This is a genomic window from Streptomyces sp. TRM70350 (genome assembly GCF_019219825.1).
Lineage (GTDB): Bacteria > Actinomycetota > Actinomycetes > Streptomycetales > Streptomycetaceae > Streptomyces.
On record NZ_JAHUXH010000018.1, the window covers coordinates 108143 to 121200 of the forward strand.

Here is a 13058-nt window from a genome sequence, read left to right on the forward strand (position 1 = left end):
GGGGGATGGAAACCGGTTGCAGGCAGTGCGGGGAGGGGGCCCCGTTCATGGAGTGATGCCGGGGGGCGTCACGCGACCGGTTCGTCGCAGTTCCATGTCCACGGAGGGCCACGCGGGGTTGAGCCGCGTGTGGGGGGATGACTCATGACGTCGACGCCGACGGGCGCCCGGCAGAACTTCGACCCGCTACAGACCGCCCAGCTCAGGGTGGATTCGCACCGGACCGGCCACACGGGAGCGTTCCGCCGGATCAAGAAGACCCTGCCGCGGTACGACTACGAGCACTACAGCCGACTGGCCGGCCCCCTCACCGAGCCCGATCCCGACAAGCCGTACAGGGTGCGGTACCGCTCGCTGATCTCCCAGGAGCCGCACCGCGTCCGCGTGGCCCTGATGCTGGCGGCCGCGCCCCTGCTCTCGCTGGTCCTGCTGGTCTGGCTGCTCCAGCCGGCGCACTGGACCGAACGCGACTACCCGGCCTACGACTTCCTGCCCGCGCTGGACGTCGTGATGCTGGTCTCGATCGGCCTGATCGAGTTCTTCCGCTGCATGAACGTGCTGTCCAACGCGCACGCCACGCTGGTCGCCCGCGACCCGATACCGGTGGTACCGGAGACCGGCACGAGAGTCGCCTTCCTCACCTCCTTCGTGCCCGGCAAGGAGCCACTGGAGATGGTGACGAAGACCCTGGAGGCGGCGGTGAGGATCCGCCACCGGGGTCTGATGCACGTCTGGCTGCTCGACGAGGGCGACGACCCGGCGGTCAAGGAGGTCTGCGCCCGGCTCGGCGTGCACCACTTCTCCCGCAAGAGCGTCGCGAAGTGGAACCAGGCCAAGGGCCCGCACCGCGCCAGGACCAAGCACGGCAACTACAACGCCTGGCTCGACGCGTACGGCGACGACTACGACTTCTTCGCGTCCGTCGACACCGACCACGTACCGCTGCCGAACTACCTGGAGCGGATGCTCGGCTTCTTCCGCGACCCGGACGTCGGCTTCGTGATCGGCCCGCAGGTGTACGGCAACTACGACACGTTCGTCACCAAGGCCGCCGAGTCGCAGCAGTTCCTCTTCCACGCCCTCATCCAGCGCGCGGGCAACCGCTACGGCGCGCCGATGTTCGTCGGCACGTCCAACGCCGTACGGATCAAGGCCCTGAAGCAGATCGGCGGGCTGTACGACTCGATCACCGAGGACATGGCGACCGGCTTCGAGATCCACCGGCACCGCAACCCGGCCACCGGCCGGAAGTGGCGCTCGGTCTACACCCCGGACGTGCTCGCGGTCGGCGAGGGCCCGAGCGCCTGGACGGACTTCTTCACCCAGCAGATGCGCTGGTCGCGCGGGACCTACGAGACGATCCTCAAGCAGTACTGGAAGGGCTGGTACTCACTGCCGCCGACCAAGCTCTTCAACTACACGATGATGATCATCTTCTACCCGATGTCGGCCCTCAACTGGATCCTCGCGGCGCTGAGTTGCGCGCTGTTCCTGGGTCTCGGCGCCTCGGGTGTGAACATCGACCCGGCGGTCTGGCTGATGCTCTACGGCAACGCCTCCGCCCTGCAGATCGGCCTGTACGTCTGGAACCGCCGCCACAACGTCTCGCCGCACGAGCCGGAGGGCTCCGGCGGTGTGGCCGGCATGGTGATGTCCGCGCTGTCGGCGCCGCTGTACGCGAAGGCGCTGATCGACTCGGTGCTGCGCCGCAAGAGCAAGTTCGTGGTCACGCCCAAGGGCGACTCGGCGAGCCCGGACCGCTGGTTCGGTACCTTCCGGTACCACTGGTACTTCGTCCTGATCTTCGGCGGCTCCATCGCGGCCGGATTCTCCTTCGGCAACTCCCACCCCGCGATGGTCGTCTGGGCGTCGTTCGCGATGCTGATCACCGCCACGCCAATCTTCGCCTGGCGCTGGGAGCTGCGGCGGGCGAAGCAGCAGCCCGCCGCCGACAGCACGCCGGAGCCGCAGGACGCGGTGCCCACTCCGCATCCGGCGCACGGCGTGCCCGCCCCGACGCGGGCGCACTCCGTGGGCTCGCCGTACGCACCGCACGCCCCCCGGCAGCGGCCCACATGGGCGGCCGCGCACGGGGACGACGGCCAGACCATGCAGATCGCCCTGGGTGGACTCGGGGGGCGTAAGGAATGAACGACCGTGCCGGACGCCGCCGCGCCCGTCGACTCGCGATAGGCACGGCGGTGGTACTCGCGCTGGCCGGGTGGAACGGGCCATGGCTCTATCGGGTCGGGTCCGAGAAGTACCACCAGTACCAGATCAACAGACCCGAGTACACAGCGGAGAACGGCCGCTGGGAGATCGTCGAGTTCCCCAAGGAGTACCGCCAGAACACCATTCACGCGGCGCTGCTGCACACCGGCAAGATTCTGCTGGTGGCCGGGTCGGGCAACAACCAGGACAACTTCGACGCGAAGAAGTTCGACACACGGCTCTGGGATCCGGTCGAGGGCACCATCAAGAAGATCCCGACGCCCAACGACCTGTTCTGCACCGGCCATACGCAGCTGGCGAACGGCAATCTGCTGATCGCGGGCGGCACCAAGCGGTACGAGAAGCTCGAGGGTGACGTGAAGAAGGCCGGTGGCCTGATGATCGTCTACAACGAGAACCCGGACAAGCCGATGACACTGCCCGCGGGCACGAAGTTCACCGGTAAGGAGAACGGCAAGACGTTCGTCTCCAGGGACCCGGTGCTGGTGCCGCGCGCGAAGAAGGTCTTCGACAAGGCGACCGGGCGCTTTCTGCGCAACGACCCGGGCTTCGGGCGGATCTATGTCGAGGCCGCGAAGGAAGGCGCGAAGTACGAGACCGGCACGCAGGACAACTACAGCGTGCAGGGCCTGACGGGTGCCGACGCGCGCAACACGTACGGCATCGCGCAGAAGCTCGCGCTGGACAAGAAGGACTTCCAGGGGATCCGGGACGCCTACGAGTTCGACCCGGTCGCGGAGAAGTACATCAAGGTCGATCCGATGAAGGAGGCCCGCTGGTATCCGACGCTCACCACGTTGAGCGACGGGAAGATCCTGAGTGTCTCCGGGCTGGACGACATCGGGCAGTTGGTGCCGGGGAAGAACGAGGTCTTCGACCCGGAGACCGGGAAGTGGAGCTACACCGACAAGGAGCGGCAGTTCCCGACGTACCCCGCGCTGTTCCTGATGCAGAACGGGAAGATCTTCTACTCCGGGGCGAACGCGGGGTACGGGCCGGACGATGTCGGCCGGGATCCGGGGATCTGGGACGTGGAGACCAACGAGTTCACCAAGGTGCCCGGCATGAGCGATGGGAACATGCTGGAGACCGCGAACTCCGTGTTGCTTCCGCCCGCGCAGGACGAGACGTACATGGTGATCGGTGGGGGCGGGGTCGGCGAGTCCAAGCTGTCGAGTGAGAAGACGCGGATCGTGGATCTGAAGGCTGCGGAGCCGCGGTTCGTCGACGGGCCGCCGCTGGACAAGGGCACCCGGTATCCGCAGGCTTCTGTGCTGCCGGACGACAGTGTGCTGATCTCCGGGGGGTCGGAGGACTATCGGGGGCGCGGTGACTCCAACATCCTGGAGGCGCGGCTGTACGACCCTGAGCGCAATGAGCTGGAGCGGGTCGCGGATCCCCTGGTGGGCCGGAACTATCACGCGGGGTCGATTCTGCTGCCCGATGGGCGGGTGATGTTCTTCGGGTCGGATTCGTTGTTCGGTGACGCGGCGAACACCAAGCCGGGGAAGTTCGAGCAGCGGATCGAGATCTATACGCCGCCGTATCTCCACCGAGGGCCGCGGCCGTCATTGTCCGGGGGGCCGAGGACGATTGCGCGTGGGGAGTCGGGGACGTTCAGCTCGAAACACGCGGCGTCGATCGAGAAGGTGCGGTTGATTCGGCCGAGTGCGTCCACGCATGTGACGGATGTGGATCAGCGGTCCATTGCGTTGGACTTCGCTGTCTCCGGGGACAAGGTGACGGTGACTGTGCCGGGGAATCGGAATCTGGTGCAGGGTGGGTGGTACATGCTGTTTGTGGTGGATGATCAGGGGACGCCGAGTGTGGCGCGGTGGGTGAGGGTGCCGTAGCGCTCCCGCGGGTGGTGGTTCGGGGGCGGGAGCGCTGTGGCTGGTCGCGCCCACGCGGCGGAGCCGCACATTGACACAGCCCCGCGCCCCTAGGGGGTTGAGGCTTGCGCCAGTTGCAAGGCGTAGGTCGGCCACCAAGCCCCTGCCTTCGGGCCGCCCTTGCACTCGCCGTCCGATTCTCCCGGGCGTTTGATCCAGAGGTAGGCGTCCACCAGCGGGTCGGCCGTCTTTGTCGTCGGGGTTTCTCCCAGGGCCCTGCCCGGGGGGTTGCACCAGCGTTCGTCGGGGTCGCCCTCCGTGTAGGGGCCGTTGCCGTTGCGGCTGGTGTCGATGACGAAGTGTTTGCCTCCGACCTTGGCGGAGAGCTCCTTGCCGTAGGCGATGGAGTCCTCGGTGGAGTAGAAGTTGGAGACGTTGACCGCGAAGCCGTCGGCCTGGGCGATGCCGGCGCGGTCGAGGGGCTCGAAGATCTGGTCGGGGTGGCCCCAGCCCGCGTTGCCCGCGTCCAGGTAGACCTTGGTGTTCTGCTGGGACTTGAGCTTGTCGACGGCGTACTTCAGGAGGTCGTAGCGCTCCTGGTGGAACTCGCCCGGCGTGCAGCCGTCCACCAGGTGCAGCACGGCGTCCGGTTCCAGGATCACCGTCGCGGAGCGGTCGCCGATGCCCCGGGCGACGCCGTCGATCCAGGCGCGGTAGGCGTTGCCGTCGGGGGCGCCGCCGCCCGAGTACTGGCCGCAGTCGCGGTGCGGGATATTGTAGAGCACGAGCAGGGCCGTACGGTCGGCCTTGGCGGCGGCCTCGGTGAAGCCGCGCGTCTCCTGCTCGGGGTTGTCCGGGCCGATCCACTCACCGGTCGGCTGCCGGGCGATCTTGCGGATCTGGTCGGCCTCGGTGTTCTTGCCGTCCTTCACGTAGTCGGCGACCTGCTGGGCCGCGTTCCCGTGCGGGTTGATCCAGAACGGGGCGGCGTCCTTGGGCTGTTGGGTGATCCCGCCGCCGGTGTCCCTGTCACCGCCGCCCCCGTCACCGTCACCGCCGCCGCCGCCGTCGCCGGACGTGCAACCCGCGATCAGCAGCGCCGCCCCCAGCACCACCGCGGTCGCCCGCAGTCCGGCCGCCCCCCTGCTGCCGTACATCCAACTCCCCCTTGGCTGCACCGGTATCGGCCCCAATCCTGACATACGTCGCGCCGCCCTCACGAGGCCGCCGCCGGGCTTGGCCGGGAGCTGTTACGGGCCGGTTCCGGTGAGGTAGGCCGAGACGACCACGTTCGCCGTGTAGCTGCGGGTGGCGCGGTCGAAGGTGCCGCCGCAGGTGATCAGCCGCAGTTCGGCGCGGCCGGACTTCCGTGCGCCGTAGGCCTGCTGGGCGTCGAAGCGGTCGCGGCTGAGGACCCTGATGTCGTCGACGGTGAACTCGGCGATCGTGCCGTCGTCGCGGGCGACCCGGACGGTGGCGCCGGGCTTCAGGGCGCTGATCCTGTAGAAGACGGCGGGGCGGGTCTCGGTGTCGACGTGGCCCACCATCAGCGCGGTGCCGACCTCGCCCGGCTTGGTGCCTGCGGCGTACCAGCCGACGACGGCCGGCTGGTCGTACGGCGGTGGATCGACCGCCCCCTGCGGGTCGAGCCCGCGGGCCACGACCGGCGCCTGGACGCCGAGGCCGGGGATGTTGAGGCGCTGGGGCAGCGCGCCGGTCAGGGGCTTGGCGGGGGGCGGCAGGTCGGCGGCGGGCGGGCGGCCCGCCGCCGCCATGTCGCCGGTGGTGGGCGCGGACATCCCGTGCCGTACGTCGGTCGCCTCGCGACCCCACAGCCACAGCCCGAGCAGCAGCACGGCCCAGACCACGCCCGTGACCAGCCGCCCGGTGCCGATGGAGCGTTCCCGGTCGGACATGGCCGGTCAGCCCGTCCGGCGGTTGCGGCGGCCGCCGAGCACCACGACGGCGACCCCGGCGGCACCGGCGAGGACCAGTCCGGTGATCGCGTGCGCCGTGTTGGGGCCGGTGCCGCGGGCGTCCACCGCGGCGAGGTCCGCCGTACCGCCGCCGCCCGCCCTGACGGGGGCGACCGGGGAGGCGTACGCGGACGGGGAGTCGGGGCCCGGCGGGGCACCGGCGAGGGTGAGGGGTGCCGTGAACGACTTGGGCCCGTCCTCGCCGTCGCAGGTGACGTTGACCTCGTAGGGCTGGTCCGGGCGGAGCGAGGAGCGGACGCGGGTCTCGCCGGTCAACAGGCCGTCCGAGCCGCTGAGCCGGGCGTCGGCGACGAAGGGGGCCGAGGCGGCGATGCCGGTGCGGCCCGTGCAGCCGGTCACCCGCAGCGCGAGATCGCTGCCGGGGGCCGGGCGGGAGGGGCTGACCGAGACACCGCCGTCCGCCGCGTGTGCCGCCGGGGTGAGGGTGGCGGTGGCGGCCAGGACGCCCGTACAGAGAGTGAGTCGCAGTGAACCCATCGTGAACCTCCAGACACTCCTGGAGACTCCCCCGCAGGACCCGCCCCCGCATCCTCAGTGGGGGCGGGACTGCTCCGTACGGGTGGGTTTCCCCTGATATGCCCGGCGGGTGGTTTACGGGGGCGGATGTCCCGACCGGCAGGCGGCTACACGCGGTCCACGAGGTCCGCGATCGAGTCGACGATCTTCGACGGCCGGTACGGGAAGTCCTCGACCCGCTCGGGCCGGGTCAGGCCGGTCAGCACCAGGAAGGTCTGCATGCCGGCCTCCATGCCCGCCAGCACGTCGGTGTCCATCCGGTCGCCGATCATCGCGCTGGTCTCGGAGTGCGCGCCGATGGCGTTGAGGCCGGTGCGCATCATCAGAGGGTTCGGCTTGCCCGCGAAGTAGGGCTTGCGGCCGGTCGCCTGGGTGATCAGCGCGGCGACGGCACCGGTCGCGGGGAGCGGGCCCTCGGCGGAGGGGCCGGTCTCGTCCGGGTTGGTGCAGATGAACCGGGCGCCGCCGAGGATGAGCCGTACGGCCTTGGTCATGGCCTCGAAGGAGTACGTCCGGGTCTCGCCGAGGACGACGTAGTCCGGCTCGTGGTCGGTGAGGATGTACCCGATGTCGTGCAGCGCCGTGGTCAGGCCCGCCTCGCCTATCACGTACGCCGAGCCGCCCGGCCGCTGGTCGTCCAGGAACTTGGCCGTGGCCAGCGCGGACGTCCAGATGTTCTCGATCGGCACGTCCAGGCCCATCCGGCTGAGCCGGGCGTGCAGGTCGCGTGGGGTGTACATGGAGTTGTTGGTGAGCACCAGGAAGGGCTTGCCGGACTCACGCAGCTTCTTGATGAAGGCGTCGGCCCCCGGGATCGGTACGCCCTCGTGGATCAGCACTCCGTCCATGTCGGTGAGCCATGACTCGATGGGCTTGCGGTCTGCCATGTGCGTCGATCACTCCTGGCGTACGTGCGGGCTGAGCGGGGCGCCGGAACCACGGCGTACCGACGCCCCCAGCGTAGCGGCGCCGTGGACGGTGATGCCCTTGCCGTCGGAGGCCGAGCAGCTGCCGCCGCGGGCGGAGCGGGCGGTGGCGAGCAGGGCGCCGCGGTCGGTGGCGGCGTGGGCGAGCGCCCCAGAGGGACGCGACGCTGTATCCGTATCAATGTGCGGCTCCGCCGCGTGGGCGCGACCAGCCGCAACGGGCCCGCAGACCAACGACGACCAACCGCGGTACCAGGTGGCGCGGAGCGCTCAGCGCCGCCTCCGCACCAGCAGCAGGGCCCCGCCGGCGACGACCAGCAGGAAGGAGACGGCGACAAGGACACCGTGGGGCGTGGTGAGGCCGGTGCCGGCGAGTTCGTCGGCGAAGGGGAGGCGGCCGTCGGGGGCGGCGGAGGAGTCGTCGTCCGGCTCGGCGGCACCGCCCGAGTCGACCCGCACCCGGAACCGGTAGTCGTTCGACTGCCCGACCCAGTCACCGTCGTCCTCGCGCCGCTGGACGACGGCCGCGTTGGCGGTGACGTCGTTCGGTACGGCGTCGGAGGTCATCGCCAGCCGCACCCGCACGGTCAGCGTCTGCCCGGGCGGCACGGTGAAGCCGGGGAACCCGTCGAACGCCCCGACGAGTTCGTCCCTGTCGGTCCGCTCGAACCGCACCGGACGCGGCCGCGCCCCCTCGTAGAACTCCAGCCGCGACTGCGTCGGCTTCAGCGCCCGCTCGCCGTCGACCAGCACGACGACCGGGTGGATGCCGGTGCAGGGGCTCTTGGTGGTGTTGGTGAGCTCGATGGACCACACCCCGTATCCGCCGCCGGCGTCGTAGGAGTCGGGGCCGCCGTGGATGCGGGTGGTGATCGGGAACTGCCGGTCGTCGGAGGCGGCGCAGTGGGGCCCGGCGGCCGCGTGCCCCGGCGACGCGGCTCCGCCGAGGAGGGCTGCCGCGGCCAGACAGAGGGAGAGGGGGACGGACGTGCACAGGCGCATGAACCCATTCCGCGCCGGGCTTCGCCCTGCCCGCGAGGACACCGCGCCGTACGGCCCAACAGGTCCGCCCGATCGGGCAGGTGGCCCGAGCTGACCCACCGGATCCGCCCAACCACCGGCAACACCCAGCCGCCCTCACCCCACCCCCTGCCCGAACAACGGCGCCAACAGCAACTGCGCCGCCCCCTCGGCGACCGCACACCCCCCACCACCCGCGACCCGCACCGGCACCACCTGCTCCCCCGTACGCCGGGCGCGTTCGGCGAGAACCGCGGCGACTCCCCGTACGAACCGCTCCGGCTCCCCGGCGACGATCCGCCCGCCCAGCAGCACGAGATCGACATCGAGCAGCGCGACCAGGTTGCTCGCCCCGACCCCCAGCACCCGCGCCGCCTCCGCCACGTCCCCGCGCGCCACCGCGGCCAGACACAGCGCCTCGACGCACCCCCGGTTCCCGCACCCGCACACCGGCCCGTCCAGCTGCACGACCTGATGCCCGAACTCCCCCGCCCCGGTCCGGGCCCCGCGATGGACCGCACCCCCGATCACCAGTCCGCATCCGAGCCCGGCCGCGAAGTGCAGGTACGCGAAGGACCCGCCCTCACCCGCCACCGACAGCCCCAGCGCGGCGGCGTTCGTGTCCTTGTCGACCACCACCGGCATGCCCAGCCGCCGCTCCAGCACATCGCGCAGCGGAAACCCGTCCCACTCCGGAAACCCGGTGACCCGGTGCAGCACCCCACGGACGTGATCGAGCGGCCCGGGCAGGGCGACCCCGACCCCGGGCAACGACCGGACGTCGGCCGCCGACTCGCCCCCGAGGAGCTCCGCGACGAGGGCCACCACCTGACCCACCACGGCCTCGGCGCCCGCCCCGAGGTCCATCGCCGTCCGGCGCTCGTCCACCACCGCACCCGCGAGATCGACCAGCACCGCCCGCAGCTCGTCCCGGTCCAGATGCACCCCCACGGCGTGCCCGGCCTCCGGCACCAGCCGCAGCACCGTCCGCGGCTTGCCCCCCGTCGACACCAGCCGCCCGGCCTCGACCGCCAGCCCCTCGTCCCGCAACCGTCCGGTGATCTTGCTGACGGCCTGCGGAGTCAGCCCGGTCCGTTCGGCGAGCTCCAGCCGGCTGACGCCCTCCGCCCCGGCCCGGCGCAGCAGACCGAGCACGAGCGCGGCGTTGTGGCTGCGCACCGCCAGCAGATTCGCCCCTTGCCGCAAGCCCTCGCGCGTGCCCGCCCCGGTGGTGGTGTTCGGCCTGTTCACCCTGCCATTGTCCTCTCCGCTTGCACTTTGGCAACAGCGTTGCGAAAGTGGACGCATGACTGGCACACCCCCTGGCTCGCCCCTCCGCGTCGGCCTCGTCGGCTACGGCCTCGCGGGCTCCGTCTTCCACGCCCCGCTGATCGCCGCCACCGAGGGCCTCACCCTGGACACAGTGGTCACCTCGAACGCCGAGCGGCAGGAGCAGGCCCGCACCGAGCACCCCGGCGTACGGGTCGCCGCCACCCCGGACGAGCTGTTCGAGCATGCCGAGGACCTGGACCTGATCGTCGTCGCGTCCCCGAACAGGACGCACGTCCCCCTCGCCACCACCGCCCTGAAGTCCGGCCTCCCGGTGGTCGTCGACAAGCCCGTCGCCGGCACCGCGGCCGAGGCCCGCGAGCTGGCCGCCCTCGCCGACGAGCGCGGCCTGCTCCTGTCCGTCTTCCAGAACCGCCGCTGGGACAACGACTTCCTGACCCTGCGCCGGCTCCTCGCCGAGGGCGAGCTGGGCGACGTATGGCGCTTCGAGTCCCGCTTCGAGCGGTGGCGGCCGCAGCCCAAGGGCGGCTGGCGGGAGTCCGGCGACCCCGCAGAGATCGGAGGTCTGCTGTACGACCTCGGCAGCCACGTCGTCGACCAGGCACTGGTCCTCTTCGGCCCCGCCACCTCCGTCTACGCCGAGGCCGACATCCGCCGCCCGGGCGCCGAGACGGACGACGACACCTTCATCGCTCTCACGCACGCCGGCGGCGTCCGCTCGCACCTCCACGTCTCCGCGACGACCGCCCAGCTCGGCCCGCGTTTCCGGGTGCTGGGCTCGCAGGCGGGCTACGTCAAGTACGGCCTCGACCCGCAGGAGGCGGCCCTCCGGGACGGTCGGCGCCCCGGCCCCGGCTGGGGCACGGAACCCGAGTCGCTGTGGGGCCGGATCGGCTCCGGCGAGTCCCCGCTGACCGGCGGCGGCCGCCCGCTGCGCACCCTGCCCGGCGACTACCCCGCCTACTACGCCGCGATCGCCGCCGCCCTGCGCGACGGCGCCCCCAACCCGGTGACCGCCCTGGAGGCGGCCGCCGCCCTCGACGTACTGGAAGCGGCCCGCCGTTCGGCCCGAGACGGAGTGACGGTGACCCTGTGACCAACAGCCACAAGTCCGCGATGACCCCGAAGATCGCCCCCGAACTGACGCCCACCGTCGAGGAGTTGGAGGCGCAGGAACGCCGTCTGGTGTTCCGGCAGTTCACCTGCGACGACGCCTGGGCGCTCGGCTCGCTGCTGGTGGAACTGGCCCGGGAGCGCCAGGCCCCGGTCGCCGTCGACATCCACCGCGCCGGACAGCAGCTCTTCCACGCCGCCCTGCCCGGCTCCACCCCCGACAACGACGCCTGGATCGCCCGCAAGCGCCGGGTGGTGGAGCGCTACGGCTCCGCGTCGTACCTGGTCGGCGCCCGCTTCCGGGCCAAGGGCACGACGTTCGAGGAGTCCTCCCGCCTGGACCCCGACACCTACGCCGCCCACGGCGGCTCCTTCCCGATCACCGTGGAGGGTGTGGGCGTCGTCGGCGCGGTGACGGTCTCCGGGCTCCCGCAGCTCCAGGACCACCGCCTGGTGGTGGAGGCGCTGGAGCACTTCCTGGGCGATCGGGAATGAGATCCCGGACGCCCACGTCCTGACCCGGGCCGGGATTATCCCGAGCGGCCCTCCGGTTGGCACACCCGTATCAGCCGTCACGGCAACCGGAGGGATCGCGCCATGAACAACCCCGTAGCCTCGCTGAAGGAGCGGCTGGGACGGTACGGCATCTGGAGCGTGGGCCTGCGCTCGGAGGACCCCGCCCGCCGCGCCGAGCTCGACGCGGCGGCCGCCGAGCTGGAGGAACTGGGCTTCGGTGCGCTCTGGCTGGGCGGCAACAGCTCCGCCGCCAACGCCGCCCCCCTTCTCCACGCCACCAAGAGCATCACCGTCGGGACCAGCATCCAGAGCATCTGGCAGTACGGGGCCGAGGACAGCGCTGCGGCGTTCGCCGACGTGGAGGCGGCCCACCCCGGCCGCTTCGTCCTGGGCCTCGGCGTCAGCCACGCGAAGCTCGCGGAACAGTACCGGCGCCCGTACTCGGCCCTCGTCGCCCACCTCGACGCCCTGGACGCGGCCGGGGTACCCGCCGAGCGCCGTGTCCTGGCCGCACTCGGCCCGAAGACCCTGGAACTCGCCCGGGACCGCGCGGCCGGCGCGATCCCGTACCTGGTCACACCGGAGCACACGGCATACGCCCGGGAGATCCTGGGCCAGGCCCCGCTCCTCGCCCCTGAGGTGAAGGTCGTCCTGGAACGGGACCCGGCCCGGGCCCGCAGGGTGGCCCGGGAGTACCTGGCCCTGTATCTGTCGCTCCCGAACTACACGAACAACTTCCTCCGCCACGGCTTCACCGAGTCGGACCTGGTGGACGGCGGCAGCGACCGCCTGATCGACGCGGTGTTCGCATGGGGCGACGACAACCGCGTCCGGGAACGCGTCGCGGCGTTCCACACGGCGGGCGCGGACCATGTGGCGCTCCAGGTCGTGGACGAGAGCCCGCACGACACCCTGCCGAGCGAGGCGTGGCGCCGCCTCGCCGATCTACTGGCGTGAGCGTATGGCGTGAGCGAAACGCACGGAATGGCACCTTGTGAGGGATTTCACGAGGGAAGGGCTGGACTGGCACTCGGCGCAGACTTAGTTTCCCTAAAAGAGCAATGCGAGCCTGCCAGGCGAGTGACCTCGCGGACGGCCGCCCGTGCCCGGAAGGTGGACAAGTGAGCGAAGACGCCGTGTGGGTCCGGGGCGTGACCGGCATCCAACTGCACCATGTCACCGATCTCCAAGACGCGCGCCGGTTCCTGGGCAACGCCGTCATGGCGCTGAGCGCCGCCCATGTGAGAACCGGCGACACCAGGTTCTCCGGTCTCGCCGACCAGCTCAAGGCAATGGTCGCCGCAACGCGCGACCTGGAGGGCCAGGCCCGCGAGAGCATGCAGCGGCTGCACGCCACGGACCCGGAGCGGTTCGTGCGCTGCCGGGAGGGCGAGGAGCCCTGGCCGGACGAGCTCCAGGCGGGCTTCATCCCCCGCCACACCTGCCGGGACGAGTGCCTCTACCACGACCACGACGTGCTGGACGGCATCCTGCAGTGCACCTGCGGCCGTCCCCCGTGCCGCGCGTGCGCCATCGCGGGCGCACCCTGACACGCCGACGCCTGTCCGGCAGATCATGCCGGACAGGTACGGGCGAACCGCGGTCCCGGCAAGGTC

12 protein-coding genes are annotated in these 13058 nt (G+C 71.1%); 6 read left to right on the forward strand and 6 right to left on the reverse strand.

Features of this window, described 5'->3' with window-relative positions; all coding sequences use genetic code 11:
- Positions 1-144 precede the first annotated feature (144 nt).
- Both KWI83_RS24745 and KWI83_RS24750 read left to right on the forward strand, forming a co-directional pair.
- The gene (locus KWI83_RS24745) at positions 145-2151 is read left to right on the forward strand and encodes a glycosyltransferase family 2 protein (protein WP_218516584.1); all 2007 of its coding nucleotides are present in this window, start codon (positions 145-147) and stop codon (positions 2149-2151) included.
- Positions 2148-4085, forward strand: coding sequence for a kelch motif-containing protein (locus KWI83_RS24750; protein WP_218516585.1), 1938 nt, complete (start codon positions 2148-2150; stop codon positions 4083-4085). The genes KWI83_RS24745 and KWI83_RS24750 overlap by 4 nt, the downstream gene beginning before the upstream one ends.
- 89 nt (positions 4086-4174) lie before the next feature.
- On the opposite strand, the gene KWI83_RS24755 is transcribed toward KWI83_RS24750, so the two are convergent.
- From KWI83_RS24755 to KWI83_RS24780, 6 genes are all read right to left on the reverse strand, one after another.
- Positions 4175-5221: a glycoside hydrolase family 6 protein gene (locus KWI83_RS24755; RefSeq protein ID WP_218516586.1), complete on the reverse strand. Its 1047-nt coding sequence runs from the start codon at positions 5219-5221 to the stop codon at positions 4175-4177.
- A 93-nt stretch (positions 5222-5314) separates the two neighbouring features.
- A complete protein-coding gene (locus KWI83_RS24760) occupies positions 5315-5980 on the reverse strand; it encodes a class F sortase (RefSeq protein WP_218516587.1) in 666 nt (221 codons plus the stop codon).
- A 6-nt stretch (positions 5981-5986) separates the two neighbouring features.
- Positions 5987-6538 (reverse strand): hypothetical protein, encoded by a 552-nt coding sequence (locus KWI83_RS24765; RefSeq protein WP_218516588.1) that lies wholly within the window; start codon positions 6536-6538, stop codon positions 5987-5989.
- Between the two features lie 146 nt (positions 6539-6684).
- Positions 6685-7464 (reverse strand): HAD-IIA family hydrolase, encoded by a 780-nt coding sequence (locus KWI83_RS24770; protein WP_218516589.1) that lies wholly within the window; start codon positions 7462-7464, stop codon positions 6685-6687.
- A gap of 309 nt (positions 7465-7773) precedes the next feature.
- A complete protein-coding gene (locus tag KWI83_RS24775) occupies positions 7774-8505 on the reverse strand; it encodes a hypothetical protein (protein WP_218516590.1) in 732 nt (243 codons plus the stop codon).
- A 135-nt stretch (positions 8506-8640) separates the two neighbouring features.
- A complete protein-coding gene (locus KWI83_RS24780) occupies positions 8641-9774 on the reverse strand; it encodes an ROK family transcriptional regulator (RefSeq protein ID WP_308122161.1) in 1134 nt (377 codons plus the stop codon).
- A gap of 55 nt (positions 9775-9829) precedes the next feature.
- Here KWI83_RS24780 and KWI83_RS24785 point away from each other — a divergent pair, with 55 nt between their 5' ends.
- The 4 genes from KWI83_RS24785 (at position 9830) to KWI83_RS24800 (ending at position 12992) form a co-directional block, all read left to right on the forward strand.
- Entirely contained in the window at positions 9830-10909 is a 1080-nt protein-coding gene (locus KWI83_RS24785; protein WP_218516592.1) for a Gfo/Idh/MocA family oxidoreductase, read from the forward strand.
- Positions 10910-10929: 20 nt separating this feature from the next.
- Positions 10930-11421 (forward strand): heme-degrading domain-containing protein, encoded by a 492-nt coding sequence (locus tag KWI83_RS24790; protein WP_218516628.1) that lies wholly within the window; start codon positions 10930-10932, stop codon positions 11419-11421.
- 102 nt (positions 11422-11523) lie between these two features.
- Complete coding sequence (locus tag KWI83_RS24795) at positions 11524-12399, forward strand: LLM class F420-dependent oxidoreductase (protein WP_218516593.1); 876 nt, start codon at positions 11524-11526, stop codon at positions 12397-12399.
- 164 nt (positions 12400-12563) lie between these two features.
- Positions 12564-12992, forward strand: a complete 429-nt coding sequence (locus KWI83_RS24800) for a hypothetical protein (protein ID WP_218516594.1) — start codon at positions 12564-12566, stop codon at positions 12990-12992.
- Positions 12993-13058: the final 66 nt, after the last annotated feature.

Coding starts and splice junctions, on each gene's coding strand:
- KWI83_RS24745 (WP_218516584.1), top strand. CDS start 145: ATGACGTCGACGCCGACGGGCGCCCGGCAGAACTTCGACCCGCTACAG.
- KWI83_RS24755 (WP_218516586.1), bottom strand. CDS start 5,221: ATGTACGGCAGCAGGGGGGCGGCCGGACTGCGGGCGACCGCGGTGGTG.
- KWI83_RS24775 (WP_218516590.1), bottom strand. CDS start 8,505: ATGCGCCTGTGCACGTCCGTCCCCCTCTCCCTCTGTCTGGCCGCGGCA.
- KWI83_RS24765 (WP_218516588.1), bottom strand. CDS start 6,538: ATGGGTTCACTGCGACTCACTCTCTGTACGGGCGTCCTGGCCGCCACC.
- KWI83_RS24785 (WP_218516592.1), top strand. CDS start 9,830: ATGACTGGCACACCCCCTGGCTCGCCCCTCCGCGTCGGCCTCGTCGGC.
- KWI83_RS24750 (WP_218516585.1), top strand. CDS start 2,148: ATGAACGACCGTGCCGGACGCCGCCGCGCCCGTCGACTCGCGATAGGC.
- KWI83_RS24790 (WP_218516628.1), top strand. CDS start 10,930: ATGACCCCGAAGATCGCCCCCGAACTGACGCCCACCGTCGAGGAGTTG.
- KWI83_RS24795 (WP_218516593.1), top strand. CDS start 11,524: ATGAACAACCCCGTAGCCTCGCTGAAGGAGCGGCTGGGACGGTACGGC.
- KWI83_RS24770 (WP_218516589.1), bottom strand. CDS start 7,464: ATGGCAGACCGCAAGCCCATCGAGTCATGGCTCACCGACATGGACGGA.
- KWI83_RS24760 (WP_218516587.1), bottom strand. CDS start 5,980: ATGTCCGACCGGGAACGCTCCATCGGCACCGGGCGGCTGGTCACGGGC.